Origin of the sequence: Stenotrophomonas sp. S49 (assembly GCF_016624905.1) — a bacterium.
Classification (GTDB): domain Bacteria; phylum Pseudomonadota; class Gammaproteobacteria; order Xanthomonadales; family Xanthomonadaceae; genus Stenotrophomonas.
This window is the reverse complement of the sequence record NZ_JACVUD010000082.1, coordinates 1-19,802: the sequence shown is the minus strand read 5'-3', so window position 1 is coordinate 19,802 and position 19,802 is coordinate 1. Positions and strand designations below refer to the sequence as shown.

Sequence of the window (19,802 nt, the reverse complement as noted above, 5' to 3'; positions counted from 1 at the left end):
CCCCCCCCCGCCCCCCCCCCCCCCCCCCCCCCCCCCCCCCCCCCCCCCCCGACTCTACTGAGCGTAGTACCCTTATGCCACTGTTCCATCATATATACCCCCCATGAAGTTCCAACTCTGGTTCTGGGGCGCGTTCCTTTTGTTCTTCGCGTTGCCCTTCCCCTGCATTCTCTACTTCAACACCGATTACCCCGTCGCGTTTTCCGATCGCAGCGGCCCGTGGCTGGCACTGTTGCTGCTCGCCCTTTCCGTCTCGCTCTGGCTGGGCGTGCTCTATGCCTACCTGCACTACCTGCTGCTGGCGCCGCCGCGCGCCCTGTTCCGTGTGCGCAGCATCCTGACCGAAGGCGAGCCGCGCGAAGCGCGCATCGAAGAGGCCGAACAGACCGGCGTGCATGTGCGTGGCTTCGCTCAATGGAAGTTGAAGGTGGCCCTGCAGAACCTGTCAGGCACCCCGATTACCGAACAGCTGGTCGTGGTCGACAGTCAGCCACAACGGCAGCGTTTCGTGGTGGGCAACGTGCTTCCTGCACGCCTGAGCCATGATCCCGGCGTGTTTCCGAACATGGTGCTGGACGGCGCGCAGCCCGAGATCAACACAGCCAGTCTGTGGCGGCGTGGCGTAACCGGCGCGATCGCTGTGGCGCTGGTATTCGGCGCCTACGTGCTGGCCTACCGTGCACAGCATGAGGGCATGGGCTGGACCTTCCTGTCCTTCAGCCACCCCCTGCTGGTCTGCCCGCTGGTGCTGTGCGGCTATGTGGCAGTGGTACGCGTGCTGGCACGCATACTGCACGCCGATGCCCGCGGTGAAGCACTGAAGTTCCGTGGCATTGGCGTGCAGGCCACTGTGCTGGATGTGCGTCAGACCGGCACCTACATCAACGAACAACCGCAGGTGGAATTCAGCCTGCAGTACACCGATCGCGAGGGCGTGCTGCAGCACGCCAAGCTGCGCCGCATCGTGGCGCTCATCGATTTGGCCCAGCTGCCACGTGACTACGTGAAGCTGCTCTACGACCCGGATGACCGCGCCAATGTGCGCATGGAGGACGCATGAACCGCCCGCCGTCGACCCCAGGCATCTTCGCGTTGGTGGTGCTGGCTCTGGTTGCCGGTGCGGCAGCCTGTGGCGGACTGCAGACGCTGCGTGAGACCGTGGCGGGTTACGCGCTCATGCATGCGCCGACGACGCCCCAGCGCTATGACGCCGCAGCGCTGGAGCCCCTGTCTGCGCTTGCGGCGCCCGCTGCGGAACCCGAGCCCATTGCACCGCCTTCCAACCTGGTGCGGGACAGCGCGCGATTGCAGGCGGCACGCGACGCACTGCAGGCCATGCCAGGCCTGTCCGGCAAGCCACTGACCGTGTTCCGCAGCATCAATGTCTATGGCGATGGGCGCATCAACCTGGAGCTGGTGGACCCGGACGTGCCCAGCCACGTGGACAGCTACCACTTCCAGCACGGCTACTGGCGCAAGGGCGACCCGGTGAACCCGCAGCGCATGGCGCCAACCTATACGCTGCGCAACAGCAGCGCGCCACTGCAGGATATAGACTTCACTGCCGTGGCCCGCGTAGCCCAGGCGCTGCAGCAGCAGCGCAATGAGTTGATGCGGCACCCCGGCGAGGTCGACTACGTGTATCTGATCATCCGCAAGGGCGCGCGCCTGTCGTGGCGGCCGGACGAAGTGGACGGCGACCGTGAAACGTTAAGCCTGCACTTTGATGCCGGCGGGAACCTGCTGGACGTGGCGACCAAGCGTTGAAGTACCGGCGCCCATGTCGGGCGCCGGTTTCATTGCAGTCCAGCATGCTCGACGCTACGCGCGGGCCACCGAACGGGCGATGGCGTACTGCGCGCCGTAATACGTGCCCAACACCAGCAACCCTGCCAACGGCAGCCCGCCGCCAAAGCGATCCCACGCCAGCAGCGAATCGCTGGACACGAACAGCACACCACCGACCGCCGCCCAGCGCGCGCTTCCCGCCTGCTTCAGCGGCCGCTGCCAGTACCGCGCCAGTGCCAACACGGCCATCGAAGCCAGCACCGCCACGTAGGCCAACACCGGAATGCGCAGCGGCACCGGCAGGTGCGGCCACAGCGCCAGCACATTGCCGATGGCGAACGCACCCAGCAGCAGCGCGGCCGCCAGCAATCCGCGCCCTGCGTGCACGCCGTCGCGGAACGCGGCGATGTAGCACAGGTGCGCAAGCAGGAAGGCGACCAGGCCCGGCACGAACGCATCCACCGGCAGCATCAGCGCGATGTCACCCAGGCACGACAAGCCCATGCCGGCCAGCACCGCACGCCGGTAGAAAGGTGATGCCGCCGGGCGCGCCTGCCAGGCAATGCCGGCGATCAGCAGCGTGGTGGCCGGCTTGGCAAACCAATGCAGCCACCGCCCCTCACCCTGCAGGAACGTGCCGATGATGGCCAGCACGGCCACCACCAGGATCAAGCCATCACGGCGGCCGAAGCTCATCGCGCCTTCCACAGATCCGCAAGGCGATCAGGCGTGCCGGCAACGCGTTCCAGCACCGGGTACTGCAGGCCACCGTGGTAATCGATGGTCATGCTGTCGATGCGGTCGAACTGCTTCACCAGCAGCACGATCGGCGCCTTGTCCTTGCCCGCGGCGGCCACCGCGTCCTTCAGGCGTTCGCTGCTGTACTCGCGCCCGCCCACGGCAATCACCCGCATGCCCGGTGCCAGCCCTGCATTGAACGCCGGGCTGTCCCAGATCACATCGCCCACCACGCCGGTGTCCATCACGGTGGCGCCCAGCGAATACGCCAGCAGCGCGGCCTTGGCGCGCTTTTCCTGCGCCTTGTAGGCCTCGTTGGGGGTATCGCGGTAGACCAGCTTCCAACCGGCCAGTGCCAGGCCGCCGGTGAGCGAGCCCTGGCCATCCAGGCGCTGGCGCAGGAAGCTGGCCCAGTCGAACGGCGCAATGCCGCTCAAGGTCGCCACCACATCATCGAAGGTGTACGGGTTGACGTTCCAGTCGCCGTTGCCGACGCCGAAGAAGGCGCGCGCGAAATCGTCCAGGCTGCGACGGTTGCCGCTGAGCGTGCGCAGCTTGCCGTCCACTTCCAGCCACAGCATCTGTCCGCCGGAGTAGTAGTCCTCGCTCATCTGGTAGTTGCGGTACGGCAACGTGCGGCGCTGGGCGATGGTGGGATCGTTGGTAGTGTCCTGCAGCGGGCGCCAGGCCAGGCCGGGGCGGCCACGATCATAGGTGGCGGCCACGTTGGCCAGCATGTCGCGGGCCTGCTCGACCGACCACAGGCCCGAGCGCGCGGCCAGCACCTGGCCCCAGAACTGGGTCTGGCCTTCGTACACCCACAACAGGCTGTCGCCCATGGGCGTGTTGAAGTTGGCGGTGGCCAGGTCTGCGCCGCGGCGGTACTTGCCGTTCCAGGAATGGGTGTACTCGTGCGGCAGCAGATCGCGCATCCACGCGTTGCTGTCCCATTCGGTGAAGTAGCCGGGGGCCGCGCTGTTTTCGCTGGAACGGTGGTGTTCCAGGCCGATGCCGCCCAGGCGGTCGGTCAGCGCCAGCAGGAATTCGTAGTGATCGTAATGGCGCGCACCGTAGAGCTTGTCGGCCTGCTGCACCAGCGCGCGATGCAGCTTGATCTGCGCATCGGTGGGCTTGAGCGATTTGGCATCGTCGGCGAAGACATTCAGGTGCACCGGTACCTTGGCGCCGGGGTCCAGATCGATGCGCTGGTGGTGCTCGCCGGCGAACAGCGGCGAATCGACCAGGTGGTCGTAGGCAATCGGCTTGAACACCACGGTGTCGCCGTCGCGGCGCGCGGTTTCCAGTGCGGTGGCATAGCCCCAACCCTTGGGCAGGGTCACGCTGGCCTGTGCCTGCAGATTGCGCGCGTCCACGCCGGCCGGGTACAGCGAGTTGGCGTTCCATTGCAGGTTCAGCATTTCCGGGGTCATCACCACCCGGCCCTGGCTGCCGCCCTGCGAGGACAGGAAATCGAAGTGGGCCACGATCTCGCTCACGCCTTCGGGCACGTCCACCTTGAACGCGTAGACGTTGTACTGGTCGCGCTGCCAGGCCAGCGGCTTGCCGTTGGCGGTCACCCGCAGGCCGGCCAACTTGTCGATCGGGCCGGTGGGCGAATGGTTGCCAGGAATCCACTGCGGGTACAGCAGGGTCATCGGGCCGGGCTTGGCCGGCACGGTGGCGGTCACCTTGAAAATGCGGCGGGCCAGGTCGCGCGCGTCCACATCGATGCGCAGCAGGCCGGGCGCGGCGGCATCGCCCGGCGGCGAGGTCTGGGCCAGCGCAGGCGTGGCGCCCAGCGCGAACAGCACGGACATCACCAGGGCACGGGTCTTCATCAGGCAGGTTCCAGCAACGGTAGAGGTACCGATGCTAGGCATGTAGGGCGTGCGGCCCCATGGCCGAAGGTCATGGGTGGGTGGCGGTATCCACGCATGGCGTGGATGGAGGCCATGGCAAAAGTGTGCGAACCAAGGTTCGCACCCACCAGGTAGGTGTCGGTTCGCACCCACCAGGTAGGTGTCGGTTCGCACCCACCAGGTCAGTGTCGGTTCGCACCCACCGCCGGGGTTGCAGGTCAGTCGACCAACCGCAGCCGCAGTTCCTTCGGCAGTGCGAACACCATCGATTCCGGTTCACCATCCAGTTCGCCCACACCGGTGGCGCCCAGCTCGGCCAGGCGGGCCAGCACGCCATCCACCAGCACCTGCGGTGCCGATGCGCCGGCGGTCACGCCGATGTGCTGCTTGCCTTCCACCCAGAGCGGGTCGATCTCGTGAGCACCATCGATCAGGTACGACTCCACGCCTTCACGGCGCGCCAGCTCACTCAGGCGGTTGGAATTGGAGCTGTTCGGCGAACCGACCACCAGCACCAGGTCGCAGCGCTTGGCCAGATCGCGTACGGCGTCCTGGCGGTTCTGCGTGGCGTAGCAGATGTCGTCGTTCTTCGGGCCCTGCATTTCCGGGAACCGCTCGCGCAGCGCCTCGATGATGCCGCGCGTGTCGTCCACCGACAGCGTGGTCTGCGTGGTGTAGGCGAAGTTCGTCGGCTGGTTGATCTCCAGCGTCGCCACCTGCTCCACGTCTTCCACCAGGTAGATCTGGCCGGTGCCCGCTTCGCGGTTCCACTGGCCCATCGTGCCTTCCACTTCTGGGTGGCCGGCATGGCCGATCAGCACCACGTCACGGCCGGCGCGGCAGTGGCGGGCCACTTCGAAATGCACCTTGGTCACCAGCGGGCAGGTGGCATCGAACACCTTCAGGCCACGGCGCTCGGCTTCCTGGCGCACGGCCTGGGATACGCCGTGCGCGCTGAAGATGACCGTGTTGTTGTCCGGCACTTCGTCCAGTTCCTCGACGAAGATCGCGCCGCGCTGCTTCAGGTCATCGACCACGAAGCGGTTGTGCACCACTTCATGGCGGACGTAGATGGGCGCGCCCAGCGTTTCGATCGCGCGCTTGACGATCTCGATCGCACGATCGACACCGGCACAGAAACCACGCGGGTTGGCGAGCAGCACATCCATCAGTTCAGTCTCCCGGCAGCGGCCGGCTTACGGTTTCGGGGTGGCATTATCCGCCTTTTTCGCGGACTTGCCGTCGAACAGGCCAAACAGGGCAATGCCGATGGCACCGACCACGATGGCCGAATCGGCGATGTTGAAGGCCGGCCAGGTGTAACTGCCCACGTACCACTGGATGAAATCGACCACGTGGCCATGCACCTGGCGGTCGATCACGTTGCCGATGGCACCGCCGATGATCAGCGCGTACGGCACGGCAGCCTTCCAGTTGCCGCGGGCGGTGCCGCGCAGCCACCAGGCCATCAGCGCGCTGATGGCAATGGCCAGCAGCGTGAAGAAGTGCTTCTGCCAACCGCCGGCGTCGCTCAGGAAGCTGAAGGCCGCACCGGTGTTGTAGGTGCGGTACCAGTTCCAGAAGCCGTCGATGACCACCACCGGCTGGAACTCGGGCAGGCTGGACAGCACCCAGGCCTTGGACCACTGGTCCAGGCCGATGATGGCCGCCGACAGCAGCAGCCAGACCAGGGCGTTGGGGTGCGGGCGTGCGGCGGCCATCAGAACCAGCTCCGCAGTTCACCGGCACCGGTGACGTTGCTCACGCAGCGGCCGCACAGCTCCGGGTGGTCGGCGTTGCTGCCCACGTCGGCGCGGTGGTGCCAGCAGCGCACGCACTTGGCCTTCTGGGTGGGCTGGGCACTGACGAACACTTCGTCGGTGGTCGCCGGGCGCACCTGCACGTCGCCACTGATGAACAGGAAGCGCAGTTCATCGGCCAGCGGCTGCCACTTCGCCGCCTGTTCTTCGTTGGCGGCAATGGTGATTTCCGCTTCCAGCGCGGCACCGATCGCGCCGTTGGCACGCATCGGCTCGAGCACCTTGGCCACCTGCTCGCGCACGGCCAGCAGCTGGTCGAAATCGGCGGCGTTGAGCTGGGCATCGGCCGGCAGCGGCGCCAGGCCGTCGTACCAGGTGGTGAACAGCACGTGGCCGGCACGGTCGCCCGGCAGATAGCCCCACAGCTCGTCGGCGGTGAAGGTGAGGATGGGCGCGATCCAGCGGGTGAACGCTTCGGCGATGTGGTACATGGCGCTCTGCGCCGAACGACGACCGTGCGAATCGGCCGGCATGGTGTACAGGCGGTCCTTGGTCACGTCCAGGTACAGCGAGCCCAGGTCCACGCTGCAGAAGTTCAGCAGCAGCTGGACGATCTCGGCCATGTTGTAGTTGTCGAACGCGGCCTTGATCTTTTCCTGCAGTTCCCAGGCGCGGTGCACGATCCAGCGGTCCAGCGCCACCATCTCGTTCAGCGGGCGCAGGTGCTGGGCCGGATCGAAACCGTCCAAGTTGCCCAGCAGGAAGCGCGCGGTGTTGCGCAGGCGGCGGTAGGCATCGGCGTTGCGCTTGAGGATTTCCTGCGACAGCGACATTTCATTGCTGTAGTCGGCCGAGGCGATCCACAGGCGCAGGATGTCCGCGCCCAGCTTGTTCATGATGTCCTGCGGCTCGATGCCGTTGCCCAGCGACTTGGACATCTTGCGGCCGTGCTCGTCCACGGTGAAACCGTGGGTGAGGCACTGCTTGTACGGGGCACGCTGGTCGATGGCCACGCCGGTCAGCAGCGAGGACTGGAACCAGCCGCGGTGCTGGTCGGAACCTTCCAGGTACAGGTCGGCCGGCTTGCCGAAGCCACGCGCGGCCAGCACGCCTTCATGGGTGACGCCCGAATCGAACCAGACATCGAGGATGTCGGTGACCTTCTCGTAGTCGGCCGCTTCGGCGCCCAGCAGTTCGCTGGCATCCAGCGAATACCACACGTCGATGCCTTCGGCCTCAACGCGGTCAGCGACCTGCTGCATCAGTTCCACCGTGCGCGGGTGGATCTCACCGGTCTGGCGGTGGGTGAACAGCGCGATGGGCACGCCCCAGGTGCGCTGGCGCGAGATGGTCCAGTCCGGGCGACCGTCGACCATGCTCTGGATGCGCGCCTTGCCCCAGCTCGGGAACCAGCCCACGGTGTCGATGGCAGCCAGCGCATCGTTGCGCAGGTTGGCCTTGTCCATCGAAATGAACCACTGCGGGGTGGCGCGGAACACCACCGGCGTCTTATGGCGCCAGCAGTGCGGGTAGCTGTGGCGGATCGGGTGGAAGGCCAGCAGCGCGCCGTTGTCGCGCAGCACGCCGACGATGGCCTCCTGCGCCTTCCACAGATGCTGGCCGGCCAGCACCACGTCACCGGCCGGCGGGGTCGATTCCAGATACACGCCACGGCCATCGACCGGAGTGATCTGGCCGGCGTTGTACTTGTCCAGCAGGCCGTACTTCTGGCTGACCGCGTAGTCTTCCTGGCCGTGGCCGGGGGCGGTGTGCACCGCACCGGTACCGTCTTCGTCGGACACGTGTTCGCCGTTCAGCACCAGGATTTCGCGCTGCGGGTAGAACGGGTGCACCAGCAGCTGGTTTTCCAGCGCGGCACCGGTGGTTTCACCGTGCAGCACCACGTTTTCCACGCCGTAGCGCTGCAGTGCGCGCTCGGCCAGCGCGGCGGCCAGCACCAGCCAACGGCGCTTGCCGATGTGCGCCGGGCCTTCGGCCAGCACGTAGCGGATCTCCGCGCCCAGCGAAACGGCCAGCGATGCCGGCAGCGTCCACGGCGTGGTGGTCCAGATCGGCACCGCCACTTCCACGTCGGCCGGCACGCTCACGCCGAAGGCCTGGGCCACGGCCTGCGCATCGCGCGCGGCGTAGGCCACGTCGATCGCCGGCGATTCCTTTTCCTGGTATTCGATTTCTGCTTCGGCCAGCGCCGAACCGCAGTCGAAGCACCAGTAGACCGGCTTGGCGCCGCGCACCAGGTGGCCGTTGGCCACGACCTTGGCCAGCGCGCGGATCTCGTTGGCTTCGAAATCGAAGCTGAGGGTCTTGTACGGGTTGTCCCAGTCGCCGGTCACGCCCAGGCGCTTGAAATCGGCGCGCTGGATGTTGATCTGCTCTTCGGCGAATTCACGGCACTTCTGTCGGAATTCGACCGCGTCGAGCTTCACCCCGACCTTGCCCCACTTCTTTTCCACCGCGATTTCGATCGGCAGGCCGTGGCAATCCCAGCCCGGCACGTAGGGCGCATCGAAGCCGGCCAGGTAGCGCGACTTGACGATGATGTCCTTCAGGATCTTGTTGACCGCGTGGCCCAGGTGGATGCGGCCGTTGGCGTACGGCGGGCCGTCATGCAGCACGAACAGCGGGCGGCCGGCGGCGTTGTCGCGCAGCTGCTGGTAGAGCCCCTGCTCTTCCCACCGCGCCAGAATGCCCGGCTCGCGCTTGGGCAGGTCGCCGCGCATCGGGAATTCGGTGGCTGGCAGGTTCAGGGTGGTCTTGTAGTCCTGGCTCACGCAGTGGCTCGCAATCTATGTTCGGAAAGAAGGGCGCGCGCCTGTTCGGCGTCGCGGTGCATCTGGTCGGTCAGCGCCGCCAGATCGTTGAATTTCTCTTCGTCGCGCAGCTTGGCGACGAATTCGACGTCGATGTGACGACCGTACAGGTCGCCCTGGAAATCGAACAGATGGGCTTCCAGCAGCGGCTCCACGCCTTCCACGGTGGGGCGGGTGCCGAAGCTGGACACCGACGGCCACGGCTGGTCGAACACCCCGTGCACCCAGGTGGCGTAGATGCCCGACAGCGCCGGGGTCTTGGGGAAGCGCAGATTGGCGGTGGGGAAGCCCAGGGTGCGGCCGAGCTGGCGCCCACGCACCACCCGCCCGCTGATCGAATACGGGCGGCCCAGTAGATCGCCGGCACGGGTGAAATCGCCGGCCTGCAGCAACTGGCGGATGCGCGTGCTGGAAATGCGTTCGCCGTGCAGGTCCACCGCTTCGATCTCGCCGGCGCTGAAGCCCAGCTCGCTGCCCATGGCCTGCAGCAGGGCAAGGTCGCCACGACGGCGGTTGCCGAAGCAGAACTCCGGGCCGATCCACACTTCGCGCGCGCCCAGCCGGTGGGCCAGCAGCTTGCGCACGAAGGTTTCGGCCGGCATGGCCGCCATGGCCGCATCGAAGCGCAGCAGGCCCACGGCATCCACGCCCAGGTCCTGCAGCATCTCGACCTTGCTGCGGGCCAGGGTCAGCCGCGGCGGCGGCGTGCCCTGTGCGAAGAATTCACGCGGCAGCGGCTCGAAGGCCACGGCCACGGCGGGTACGCCCACGGCGCGCGCGCGAGCGACCGCGTGGCGGACCAGCGCACGATGGCCCAGATGGAGGCCGTCGAATGCGCCGATACAGACCACGCTTCCGTTGGGGAACAGCTCCCCGCCCTCGACGCTTCTGAACAGCCTGCTCATCAACTCTCGTTCCGGCCCACCCGGGGCCGTCGCTTCAATGGTGTAACCCTGAAGTATAGCCGCCATGGGCGGCGATCAATGGCCGCGCAGGTCGCGCGGGCGGAAGCCCATGGCCACCATGGCCACCGCGTAGGTGGCGCCACCGCCGCCGACCAGCAGGCCCAGCGCGCCGATCCGCTGCCAGACACCCATGTTGCCGAAGGCCGGCAGCCAGTGCAGCAGGGCCAGCAGCACGGCCACCATGGCCACGCAGGCCAGCAGCAGGCGGGTCAGGTAGCCGCCCCAGCCGGGCCGGCGCTGGTAGACATGGGTCTTGCCAAGCCAGTACCAGAGCAGGCCCAGGTTCAGGTAGCTGGACAGCGCGCTGGCAATGCCCAGCGCCAGGTGCAGGCCCGGCTGCTTGCCGATGGCGGCCATCACCCCCTGTGCCTTCAGCTCGTCGGGCACCATCACCTGGTACAGCACGGCCAGCAGGGCGAAGTTGAACACCATGTTGGCCACCAGCGCGGCCACGCCGGCACGCACCGGGGTCTTGGTGTCCTGGCGGGCGTAGAACGCGGGCAGCACCACCTTCAGCAGGGCGAAGGCCGGCAGGCCGAAGCTCAGGCCGTACACCGACAGCGCGGTCATGCGGGTGTCGAACGCGCTGAACTGGCCGTGCTGGAAGATGGTGGCGATCAGCGGTTCGGCCAGGAACAGCAGGCCCAGCATGGCCGGCACCGAGATCAGCAGGGTCATGCGCAGGCCCCAGTCCAGCGAGCGCGAGAAGCCTTCGCGGTCAGTGCTGACGTGGTGGCGTGCCAGGGCGGGCAGGATGACCGTGCCCAGAGCCACGCCGAACACGCCCAGCGGCAGCTCCAGGAAGCGATCGGCCAGCGACAGCCAGGACTGCGAGCCATCGGTCAGCTTGGCCGCGATCACCGTGTCCAGCAGCAGGTTGATCTGCGCCACCGACGAACCGAACAGGGTCGGCACCATCAGGGTCATTACCTTGCGCACGCCCGGGTGGCTCCAGCCCCAGCGCGGCAGGGTGAGCAGGTTGATGCCCTTCAGCGACGGCAGCTGGAACAGCAGCTGCAGGATGCCGGCGGCCAGCACCGCCCAGCCCAGCGCCAGAATCTGCTTTTCCGGGGTGCCGCCCAGCCGCGGCGCCAGCCACAGCGCGCCGGCGATCATGCACAGGTTGAGGATGACCGGGGTCAGCGCCGGCATGGCGAAGCGCTGGAAGCTGTTCAGGGCGCCACCGGCCAGGGCGGTGAGCGAGACGAACAGCAGGAAGGGGAAGGTCAGGCGGAACAGGTCGACCAGCAGGCCCTGCTTGACCGGGTCGGTATCCACGCCGCTGGAGAAGACCGAGGCCAGCTGCGGCGCGAAGATCAGCGCCAGCGCGGTGACCAGCATCAGTACCCCACCGAGGGTGCCGGCGGTGCGGGCCATCAGTTCGCGCAGCTCGGCGTGGCTGCGGGTCTCCTTCACTTCCGTGAACACCGGCACGAAAGCGGTGGCGAAGGAGCCCTCGGCGAACAGCCGGCGCAGGAAATTGGGTATCCTGAAGGCGACCCAGAAAGCATCAGTGATGGCGTTGGTGCCGAACGTGGTGGTCACCACGAAGTCCCGGACAAGTCCGAGAACGCGCGAGACCATGGTCATGCTGCTGAACGACAGCAGGCCCCGCAACAACTTGGGTGAACTCACTCAGCGTCCCTCTTGACAATCGACTTGACGTGCATTTCTTACGCCATCATACTAGCTAGCTTGCTGTTCCCATAACACCGATTTTTTCAGGAAACCACCACCGTGGCCAATATCAAGTCCGCCAAGAAGCGCGCCAAGCAGACCGTCGTGCGCAACGCGCGCAACGTGGCTCAGCGCTCGATGCTGCGCACCGCTGTCAAGAAAGTGATCAAGGCGCTGGACGCCAACGATGCCGCCGGCGCCGAAGCCGCCTTCGCCGTTGCCCAGCCGATCCTGGATCGCTTCAGCGCGCGTGGCCTGATCCACAAGAACAAGGCTGCTCGTCATAAGAGCCGCCTGAACGACCGCATCAAGGCCCTCAAGGCCGCCTGATCCGGCGTTGCCGCCCTGCCCTTCGGGGTTGGGCAGCAGACAAAAGCCCGGCCCCGGCCGGGTTTTTTGTTGCCCGTGATTCGGCCGGGTCGAACCGGCGGGGTCGAACCGGCGGGGTAGAGTCGACTGTTAGTCGACTAACGCGCGCAGCGCGGGCTTTACAGATGCCGCGAACAGCAGTCGACTAACAGTCGACTCTACCCAGCCGGAGCCCGTTGACCCAGCCAGAGCCCGTTGACCCAGCCAGAGCCCGTTGACCCAGCCGGAGCCCGTTGACCCAGCCAGAGCCCGTTGACCCAGCCACCCCGTCGCACAGGCCAACAAAAAACCCGGCCGTAGCCGGGTTTTTCGCGTAGAACCCCCACAGCGCCGTTACGCGTTGCGGGCGGCTTCCAGCTCGTCTTCCTTCTGCCGATCGAAGAACGCCATGATGCGGCTCATGATCGGGAAGGTGCCTTCGCGACCCAGCGCGGACACCAGGAACCACGGCTCCTCCCAGCCCAGCTCGGCCACGATCTGCTCGGCCGCGGCCTTCGCCTCGTCTTCGAACATCAGGTCGGCCTTGTTCAGCACCAGCCAGCGCGGCTTCTGCAGCAGCTCCGGGTCGTGCTTTTCCAGTTCGCGCTCGATGGCACGCACCTGCTCGACCGGGGAAATGCCCTCCACGCCGCCTTCCATCGGGGAAATATCCACCAGGTGCAGCAGCAGGCGGGTGCGCTGCAGGTGGCGCAGGAACTGCGCGCCCAGGCCGGCACCGTCGGCCGCGCCTTCAATCAGGCCGGGAATGTCGGCGATCACGAAGCTGCGGTAGTTTTCCACCTTCACCACACCCAGGTTCGGGTACAGCGTGGTGAACGGGTAATCGGCCACCTTCGGCGTTGCCGCCGAAACGGCACGGATCAGGGTGCTCTTCCCGGCGTTGGGGAAGCCCAGCAGGCCCACGTCGGCCAGCAGCTTCAGCTCCAGCTTCAGGGTGCGCTCTTCGCCCGGCTCGCCCGGCAGCGCCTGGCGCGGCGAGCGGTTGGTCGAGCTCTTGAAGTGCATGTTGCCCAGGCCGCCGCGGCCGCCCTTGGCCACCAGCAGGCGGTCACCGTGCTGGGTCAGGTCGCCGATGATCTCATCGGTGGCCACGTTGATGATCACGGTGCCGACCGGCACGGTGATGGTCAGGTCTTCGCCGCCCTTGCCGTAGGCCTGGCGGCCCATGCCGTTCTCGCCGCGCTGCGCCTTGAAGATGCGGTCATGGCGGAAGTCGACCAGGGTGTTCAGGTTTTCGTCGGCGCGGATGTACACGCTGCCGCCGGCACCGCCGTCGCCGCCGTCCGGGCCGCCGAGCGGAATGAACTTCTCGCGACGGAAGCCAATGCAGCCGTTGCCGCCGTTGCCGGCGAACACTTCGATTTCTGCTTCGTCTACCAGTTTCATTGTTTCGATGCCTGCGATGGGCGCGGCCTGCGTGCCGCCGCCTTGAATGTCGTGCCAGGTGCCACCTGGCAATCGGGCCGTGCCCGTTTTACCACTGATTCCAACGAAAAGCCCCGCCGAAGCGGGGCTCTTCATGCAGCGCGCTCTTCATCCGGCGCGGCCATGCCAGGGCATGGCCGGCGGATACAGCCTGATCAGGCTTCGACCGAGACGACGCTGACGGTGCGACGCTTCTTCGGGCCCTTCACCGAGAACTCCACCTTGCCGTCCGTCAGGGCGAACAGGGTGTGGTCACGGCCCAGGCCAACGCCGGTACCCGGGTGGAACTGGGTGCCGCGCTGACGCACGATGATGTTGCCGGCTTCGATGGCCTGGCCGCCAAAGATCTTGACGCCGAGGTACTTCGGGTTGGAGTCGCGACCGTTGCGCGAGGAGCCTACGCCCTTTTTATGTGCCATGACTGCTTCTCCTGATGCTTAGCCGGCGATGCCGGTGATCTCGATTTCGGTGTAGTACTGACGGTGACCCTGGCGCTTCATGTGGTGCTTGCGGCGACGGAACTTGATGATCCGAACCTTGTCAGCACGACCCTGGGACACGACCTTGGCGGTGACCGAAGCGCCGCTCAGGGCGTCGCCGATCTTGATACCGTCGCTGTCGCCCAGCAGCAGGATGTTGTCAAACTTGATCTCGCTGCCGACTTCGACTTCGAGCTTTTCGACGCGGAGCTTTTCGCCCTGCGCCACGCGGTATTGCTTACCGCCGGTGACCAGTACTGCGTACATGACCAGACTTCCTCTGTAGTTATTGTGGTCTATGGACTGCCGCCATCGAGGGCGGACAGGAGCGGAATTGTACGCAGATCAATGGGCGCCGGTCAAGTCAACCCCTGGGCGGGGTCTGCGGGGGCGGCCCCCCGCCCCCAGTAGAGCCGAGCCATGCTCGGCTGAACGGTTCGGGGCTCGGCTCGACTGGCGGTCTCACGAGGTGAGACGCAGGGGTGGCATTGTCGGCCATTGCCCCCATCTGGTCACCTCGGTAGGCTGATTGATTGCCGCCGCATTCGACCTGCCCCCACAACCGGATCCCCCATGGCGATGGATTTCATCCGCATCCGCGGTGCGCGGACGCACAACCTGAAGAACCTCGACCTCGACCTGCCCCGCGACAAGCTGATCGTGATCACCGGCCTGTCCGGCTCGGGCAAGTCCTCGCTGGCGTTCGATACGATCTATGCCGAAGGCCAGCGCCGCTACGTGGAATCGCTGTCGGCCTATGCCCGGCAGTTCCTGAGCGTGATGGAAAAGCCGGACCTGGACCATATCGAAGGTCTGTCCCCGGCCATTTCCATCGAGCAGAAGTCGACCTCGCACAACCCGCGTTCGACGGTCGGCACGATCACCGAAATCTACGACTACCTGCGCCTGCTGTACGCGCGGGTGGGCACTCCGCGCTGCCCCGACCACGGCTATCCGCTGGAAGCGCAGACGGTCAGCCAGATGGTGGACCAGGTGCTGACCCTGGACCCGGAACAGCGCTACATGCTGCTGGCCCCGGTCATCCGCGACCGCAAGGGCGAGCATGCGCAGGTGTTCGACCAGCTGCGCGCGCAGGGCTTCGTGCGCGTGCGGGTGGACGGTGAACTGTATGAAATCGACGCGGTGCCGCCGCTGGCGCTGCGCCAGAAGCACACCATCGAAGCGGTGATCGACCGTTTCCGCCCGCGCGAGGACATCAAGCAGCGCCTGGCCGAAAGCTTCGAAACCGCGCTGAAGCTGGGCGACGGCATGGCCTCGGTGCAGTCGCTGGACGCCGCCGACGCCACCCCCACCCTGTTCTCGTCCAAGTATTCCTGCCCGGTCTGCGACTACTCGCTGCCCGAGCTGGAACCGCGCCTGTTCTCGTTCAACGCCCCGATGGGCGCCTGCCCCGGCTGCGATGGTCTGGGCATGGCCGAATTCTTCGACCCGGCGCGCGTGGTGGTGCACCCGGAACTGTCGCTGGCCGCGGGCGCGGTGCGCGGCTGGGACCGCCGCAACGCGTACTACTTCCAGCTGATCGCCTCGCTGGCCAAGCACTACAAGTTCGACGTGGATGCGGCCTGGAACTCGCTGCCGGCCAAGGTGCAGCAGGCCGTGCTGTTCGGCAGCGGCGATGAGGCCATCACCTTCACCTACTTCACCGAAGCCGGTGGCCGCACCCAGCGCAAGCACCGCTTCGAAGGCATCATTCCCAACCTGGAACGCCGCTACAAGGAAACCGAATCGGCGGCGGTGCAGGAAGAGCTGGGCAAGTACATCAGCGAACACGCCTGCCCCGAATGCAACGGTGCGCGCCTGAACAAGGCCGCGCGCAACGTGTTCGTGGCCGACCGTCCGCTGCCGGAACTGGTGGTGCTGCCGATCGACGAGGCGCTGAAGTTCTTCAGCGAACTGAGCCTGCCGGGCTGGCGCGGCGAGATCGCGGCCAAGATCGTCAAGGAGATCGGCGAGCGCCTGGGCTTCCTGGTCGACGTGGGCCTGGATTACCTGACCCTGGAACGCAAGGCCGACACCCTGTCCGGCGGCGAAGCACAGCGCATCCGCCTGGCCAGCCAGATCGGCGCCGGGCTGGTGGGCGTGATGTACGTGCTGGATGAACCGTCCATCGGCCTGCACCAGCGCGACAACGAGCGCCTGCTGGGCACCCTCACCCGCCTGCGCGACCTGGGCAACACGGTGATCGTGGTCGAGCACGATGAAGATGCGATCCGCCTGGCCGACTACGTGCTGGATATCGGCCCCGGCGCGGGCGTGCATGGCGGCGAGATCGTCGGCCAGGGCACCCTGCAGGACATCCTGGACGCACCGCGTTCGCTGACCGGCCAGTACCTGTCGGGCAAGCGCGCGATCGAGATTCCGACACGCCGCCACGCGCCCAACCCGAAGACCACCCTGCACCTGCGCGGTGCCAGCGGCAACAACCTGAAGGGCGTGGACCTGGCCATTCCGGCCGGCCTGCTGACCTGCGTGACCGGTGTGTCCGGCTCGGGCAAGTCGACCCTGATCAACGACACCCTGTTCTCGCTGGCCGCCAACGAGATCAACGGCGCTTCGCATGCCGTGGCGCCGTACAAGGAAATCGAAGGCCTGGACCTGTTCGACAAGGTGGTGGACATCGACCAGTCGCCGATCGGCCGCACCCCGCGCTCGAACCCGGCCACCTACACCGGTCTGTTCACCCCCCTGCGCGAACTGTTCGCCCAGGTGCCCGAAGCACGTGCGCGCGGCTATTCGCCGGGCCGTTTCAGCTTCAACGTGCGCGGCGGTCGCTGCGAGGCGTGCCAGGGCGATGGCCTGATCAAGGTCGAGATGCACTTCCTGCCGGACGTGTACGTGCCCTGCGACGTCTGCCACGGCAAGCGCTACAACCGCGAGACGCTGGAGATCCTGTACAAGGGCTACAACATCAACGACGTGCTGGAAATGACCGTCGAAGATGCCTTGAAGCTGTTCGAGCCGGTGCCGTCGATCGCGCGCAAGCTGGAAACGCTGGTGGACGTGGGCCTGAGCTACATCAAGCTGGGCCAGAGCGCGACCACGCTGTCCGGCGGTGAAGCGCAGCGCGTGAAGCTGTCCAAGGAACTGTCGCGCCGCGATACCGGGCGCACCCTGTACATTCTGGACGAGCCCACCACCGGCCTGCATTTCCACGATATCGAAGCGCTGCTGGGCGTGCTGCACAAGCTGCGCGACGAGGGCAACACGGTGGTGGTGATCGAACACAACCTGGACGTGATCAAGACCGCCGACTGGATCGTGGATCTGGGCCCGGAAGGCGGCCACCGTGGCGGCACCATCCTGGTGACCGGCACGCCCGAAGACGTGGCGGCCTGCCCGCAGTCCTACACCGGCCACTTCCTGGAACGCATGCTGCCGTCCACCCGTGCGCGGCCGCAGCAACCGGCGGCCGTGGCCAACAAGCCCGATGCGCGCCCGCCGCGCAAGGTGAAGCCCGAACCGCCGGCGAAGAAGGCCGCCGCCAAAAGCAGCGGCAAGGCCAGCAAGACCGCCACTGCCAGCAAGAAGAAGAAGGACGCCTGATGAGCAGCGAACACAAGATCCTGGCCCGTATTCCGATCAGCGTGCGCTGGCGTGACATGGACAGCATGGGCCATGTGAACAACGCCAAGTACATTTCCTACCTGGAAGAAGCGCGCGTGCGCTGGATGCTGGGCGTGGACGGCGTGTCGATGACCGACCGCATCGCACCGGTGGTGGCCGCCACCAACGTGAACTACCGCCTGCCGATCGTGTGGCCCAACGACATCCTGGTGGAACTGTTCGTGGAGCGCCTGGGCAACAGCAGCGTGACCATCGGCCACCGCATCGTGGACCAGCAGGACGAATCGAAGCTGTATTCGGACGGCAACGTGGTGGTGGTGTGGATGGACACCCAGACCGGCAAGAGCGCCCCGCTGCCGGACGCGATCCGCAGCGCATCGAGCTGATCCGCTTCTGGTAGATGCCGACCTTGGTCGGCGTTTCGCCCGCCGGGCATGGCCCGGCGCTGCCGGATGCTGCGCTTCGTAGGGTCGAGCTTGCTCGACTGCTGCTCGACGCTACGGTTCACCGACGTTGAACAATCTCGACGTTACGCGCCGCGCCACACCCGTTTTCTCCCACTCAAAGGACTGAAATGATCCACCACACGGAACTGCGCGACCTGCTGCCCGGCATGGTCCCCTTCCCCACCGGCGTGTTCCCCGCCGACCAGGCCTGGCTCGGCCAGCACCTGCTGCCGCTGCTGAACATCGACCTGGGTGTGCTGCGCCCGGAACTGGCCGGCCAGGTGGCCACCATGCTGTGCCCGATCGAGCCGTATGACGGCTGTATCGGCGAGAGCACCGAAGAACACCACAACGCGTTCACCGGCACCAACTGGATCGCCTTCGAACTGACCGCCGACAACCAGATGCGTTTCCTCGGCAACGAAGGCTATTTCATCGGTGACCAGGTGCAGGACTCGCACGCGCAGGAACACATCGCGCAGATGCGCGAGAGCTACGCCAAGGCGCGCGATTACTATGCGGCCAACGGCCGCCTCGCCTGCTATTCGCGCTTTGGCAAGGGCGAAGCCAGCGAGCGGGACTACCTGGATTCGCTGGGCGGCCCGATCGGTTTCGGCAACTGGACCGAGACCGCAGAAATCCCCGCCGCCTTCGCGCTGGACTTCACTGAAGCAGCCGATGACCCGGATGCGCCGGAGGATGCCGAAACGGTGATCATCACCCGCGATGGCCACAAATTCTTCGCCGTGGCCGAGGTGGCCGGCTACAACTGGTGCGCCACCGGCGCCGATGCCATCGTGATGCTGTACGAGCCGGTGAGCCGCACGGTGTTGTTCTCGTACGACTGGTCGTAAGCCGACCGCGCAGCGCGCGCCGGGCATGACCTGGCGCTACCGCATGCGTCGACCGTGCTCGACTGCTGCCTTTCGTAGAGTCGAGCTTGCTCGACTGCTGCCTTTCGTAGAGTCGAGCTTGCTCGACTGCTCTTGCTTGAAGCAGTCGAGCAAGCTCGACGCTACGGTTCACGGCAGTAGAGCAAGCTCGACTCTACCCCCTGCTCCAAAGGCTGACATGATCCACCACACCGACCTGCACGAACTGCTGCCCGGCCTGGTGCCGTTCCCCGCTGAAGTGTTCGCCAGCGAGCAACCGTGGCTCGGCCAGCACCTGCTGCCGCTGCTGCAGATCGACCTGGGCGTGCTGCGCCCGGAACTGGCCGGCCAGGCCGCCACTTTGCTGTGCCCGATCGAACCGTATGAAGGCTGCATCGGCGACGACACCGTCGCGCACCACAATGCGTTCACTGGCATCAACTGGATCGCCTTCGAGCTGACCGCGGACAACCGCATGCGCTTCCTGGGCGCGCCGGGCTATTTCCTGGGCGAGGCGGTGGAGTCGGAAGAAGCCCGCGCGCATAGCGTTGAAATGCGTGAGAGCCATGCCAAGGCGCATGCGTATTTCCTGCAGCATGGGCGCCTGGCCAGCTGCTCGCGCTACGGCAACGGCGAGTTGGACGAACAGGCCTGGCTGCAGCAGCTGGGCGGCCCGCTCTGGTTCGGCAACTGGTCTGATTACGCGCCGCTGCCGGCGGCGTTCCAGCTGCAGGATCTGGCCGGCTACCGGCAACGCGGCAGCCTGCGCTTCCGCAATGACAGCAGCCACCTGGCCGACGATGGCCTGCGCCTGACCCGCGACGGCCATGCGTTCTTCCACGTGGCCAGCGTGCCGGCCAGCCACTGGTGCGCCGCCGGCGCCGATGCGATCGTGATGTTCTACGAACCGGAAAGCCGCACGGTGTTATTCACGTTCGATTGGTCGTAAGCGGGTCGCGGGGGGGGCGGGGGGGGCCGGGGGGGGGGGGGGGGGGGGGGGGGGGGGGG

General features: G+C 66.4%; 17 protein-coding genes. 7 read left to right on the top strand and 10 right to left on the bottom strand.

Going from position 1 to position 19,802, the window contains the following annotated elements:
* Positions 1-103: 103 nt before the first annotated feature.
* A complete protein-coding gene (locus IAE58_RS15720; protein WP_199934152.1) occupies positions 104-1,060 on the top strand; it encodes a hypothetical protein in 957 nt (318 codons plus the stop codon).
* A complete protein-coding gene (locus IAE58_RS15715) occupies positions 1,057-1,767 on the top strand; it encodes a hypothetical protein (RefSeq protein WP_199934153.1) in 711 nt (236 codons plus the stop codon). Before IAE58_RS15720 ends, IAE58_RS15715 begins: the two co-directional genes overlap by 4 nt.
* Positions 1,768-1,821: 54 nt before the next feature.
* On the opposite strand, the gene IAE58_RS15710 is transcribed toward IAE58_RS15715, so the two are convergent.
* The 7 genes from IAE58_RS15710 to murJ form a co-directional block, all read right to left on the bottom strand.
* On the bottom strand, positions 1,822-2,484 hold the full coding sequence (locus tag IAE58_RS15710) for a lysoplasmalogenase (RefSeq protein ID WP_199934154.1): 663 nt from the start codon (positions 2,482-2,484) through the stop codon (positions 1,822-1,824).
* The gene (locus tag IAE58_RS15705; RefSeq protein WP_199934155.1) at positions 2,481-4,364 is read right to left on the bottom strand and encodes a M61 family metallopeptidase; all 1,884 of its coding nucleotides are present in this window, start codon (positions 4,362-4,364) and stop codon (positions 2,481-2,483) included. Before IAE58_RS15705 ends, IAE58_RS15710 begins: the two co-directional genes overlap by 4 nt.
* A 239-nt stretch (positions 4,365-4,603) precedes the next feature.
* Positions 4,604-5,554, bottom strand: a complete 951-nt coding sequence (gene ispH, locus IAE58_RS15700) for a 4-hydroxy-3-methylbut-2-enyl diphosphate reductase (protein WP_199934156.1) — start codon at positions 5,552-5,554, stop codon at positions 4,604-4,606.
* A 27-nt stretch (positions 5,555-5,581) separates the two neighbouring features.
* Positions 5,582-6,106, bottom strand: a complete 525-nt coding sequence (gene lspA / locus IAE58_RS15695) for a signal peptidase II (protein WP_108761511.1) — start codon at positions 6,104-6,106, stop codon at positions 5,582-5,584.
* Positions 6,106-8,937, bottom strand: a complete 2,832-nt coding sequence (ileS, locus tag IAE58_RS15690) for an isoleucine--tRNA ligase (protein WP_199934157.1) — start codon at positions 8,935-8,937, stop codon at positions 6,106-6,108. The genes lspA and ileS overlap by 1 nt, the downstream gene beginning before the upstream one ends.
* The gene (locus IAE58_RS15685) at positions 8,934-9,881 is read right to left on the bottom strand and encodes a bifunctional riboflavin kinase/FAD synthetase (RefSeq protein ID WP_199934158.1); all 948 of its coding nucleotides are present in this window, start codon (positions 9,879-9,881) and stop codon (positions 8,934-8,936) included. Before IAE58_RS15685 ends, ileS begins: the two co-directional genes overlap by 4 nt.
* Positions 9,882-9,956: 75 nt before the next feature.
* On the bottom strand, positions 9,957-11,561 hold the full coding sequence (gene murJ, locus IAE58_RS15680; RefSeq protein WP_199934163.1) for a murein biosynthesis integral membrane protein MurJ: 1,605 nt from the start codon (positions 11,559-11,561) through the stop codon (positions 9,957-9,959).
* 117 nt (positions 11,562-11,678) lie between these two features.
* Here murJ and rpsT point away from each other — a divergent pair, with 117 nt between their 5' ends.
* Positions 11,679-11,948 carry a 30S ribosomal protein S20 gene (gene rpsT, locus IAE58_RS15675; RefSeq protein ID WP_005408560.1) on the top strand — a complete coding sequence of 90 codons (270 nt, stop codon included), beginning with the start codon at positions 11,679-11,681 and terminating at the stop codon, positions 11,946-11,948.
* 372 nt (positions 11,949-12,320) lie between these two features.
* On the opposite strand, the gene cgtA is transcribed toward rpsT, so the two are convergent.
* The 3 genes from cgtA to rplU form a co-directional block, all read right to left on the bottom strand.
* On the bottom strand, positions 12,321-13,373 hold the full coding sequence (gene cgtA / locus IAE58_RS15670; protein ID WP_199934159.1) for an Obg family GTPase CgtA: 1,053 nt from the start codon (positions 13,371-13,373) through the stop codon (positions 12,321-12,323).
* A 194-nt stretch (positions 13,374-13,567) separates the two neighbouring features.
* The gene (gene rpmA, locus IAE58_RS15665; protein WP_049467623.1) at positions 13,568-13,831 is read right to left on the bottom strand and encodes a 50S ribosomal protein L27; all 264 of its coding nucleotides are present in this window, start codon (positions 13,829-13,831) and stop codon (positions 13,568-13,570) included.
* Positions 13,832-13,849: 18 nt separating this feature from the next.
* Entirely contained in the window at positions 13,850-14,158 is a 309-nt protein-coding gene (gene rplU / locus IAE58_RS15660) for a 50S ribosomal protein L21 (RefSeq protein WP_108748943.1), read from the bottom strand.
* 306 nt (positions 14,159-14,464) lie between these two features.
* Here rplU and uvrA point away from each other — a divergent pair, with 306 nt between their 5' ends.
* The 4 genes from uvrA (at position 14,465) to IAE58_RS15640 (ending at position 19,743) form a co-directional block, all read left to right on the top strand.
* Entirely contained in the window at positions 14,465-17,455 is a 2,991-nt protein-coding gene (gene uvrA / locus IAE58_RS15655; protein ID WP_199934160.1) for an excinuclease ABC subunit UvrA, read from the top strand.
* On the top strand, positions 17,455-17,862 hold the full coding sequence (locus tag IAE58_RS15650) for a thioesterase family protein (RefSeq protein ID WP_108748941.1): 408 nt from the start codon (positions 17,455-17,457) through the stop codon (positions 17,860-17,862). The genes uvrA and IAE58_RS15650 overlap by 1 nt, the downstream gene beginning before the upstream one ends.
* Positions 17,863-18,050: 188 nt before the next feature.
* Complete coding sequence (locus IAE58_RS15645; RefSeq protein WP_199934161.1) at positions 18,051-18,776, top strand: enolase; 726 nt, start codon at positions 18,051-18,053, stop codon at positions 18,774-18,776.
* 217 nt (positions 18,777-18,993) lie between these two features.
* The gene (locus IAE58_RS15640; RefSeq protein WP_199934162.1) at positions 18,994-19,743 is read left to right on the top strand and encodes an enolase; all 750 of its coding nucleotides are present in this window, start codon (positions 18,994-18,996) and stop codon (positions 19,741-19,743) included.
* Positions 19,744-19,802 lie beyond the last annotated feature (59 nt).

Bases quoted from the DNA above. Each gene is read 5' to 3' on its own strand.
- IAE58_RS15705 (WP_199934155.1), bottom strand. From the start codon at position 4,364: ATGAAGACCCGTGCCCTGGTGATGTCCGTGCTGTTCGCGCTGGGCGCC.
- IAE58_RS15715 (WP_199934153.1), top strand. From the start codon at position 1,057: ATGAACCGCCCGCCGTCGACCCCAGGCATCTTCGCGTTGGTGGTGCTG.
- IAE58_RS15645 (WP_199934161.1), top strand. From the start codon at position 18,051: ATGATCCACCACACGGAACTGCGCGACCTGCTGCCCGGCATGGTCCCC.
- ispH (WP_199934156.1), bottom strand. From the start codon at position 5,554: ATGGATGTGCTGCTCGCCAACCCGCGTGGTTTCTGTGCCGGTGTCGAT.
- rpmA (WP_049467623.1), bottom strand. From the start codon at position 13,831: ATGGCACATAAAAAGGGCGTAGGCTCCTCGCGCAACGGTCGCGACTCC.
- IAE58_RS15640 (WP_199934162.1), top strand. From the start codon at position 18,994: ATGATCCACCACACCGACCTGCACGAACTGCTGCCCGGCCTGGTGCCG.
- IAE58_RS15650 (WP_108748941.1), top strand. From the start codon at position 17,455: ATGAGCAGCGAACACAAGATCCTGGCCCGTATTCCGATCAGCGTGCGC.
- cgtA (WP_199934159.1), bottom strand. From the start codon at position 13,373: ATGAAACTGGTAGACGAAGCAGAAATCGAAGTGTTCGCCGGCAACGGC.
- uvrA (WP_199934160.1), top strand. From the start codon at position 14,465: ATGGCGATGGATTTCATCCGCATCCGCGGTGCGCGGACGCACAACCTG.
- rplU (WP_108748943.1), bottom strand. From the start codon at position 14,158: ATGTACGCAGTACTGGTCACCGGCGGTAAGCAATACCGCGTGGCGCAG.
- lspA (WP_108761511.1), bottom strand. From the start codon at position 6,106: ATGGCCGCCGCACGCCCGCACCCCAACGCCCTGGTCTGGCTGCTGCTG.
- IAE58_RS15720 (WP_199934152.1), top strand. From the start codon at position 104: ATGAAGTTCCAACTCTGGTTCTGGGGCGCGTTCCTTTTGTTCTTCGCG.
- IAE58_RS15685 (WP_199934158.1), bottom strand. From the start codon at position 9,881: ATGAGCAGGCTGTTCAGAAGCGTCGAGGGCGGGGAGCTGTTCCCCAAC.
- IAE58_RS15710 (WP_199934154.1), bottom strand. From the start codon at position 2,484: ATGAGCTTCGGCCGCCGTGATGGCTTGATCCTGGTGGTGGCCGTGCTG.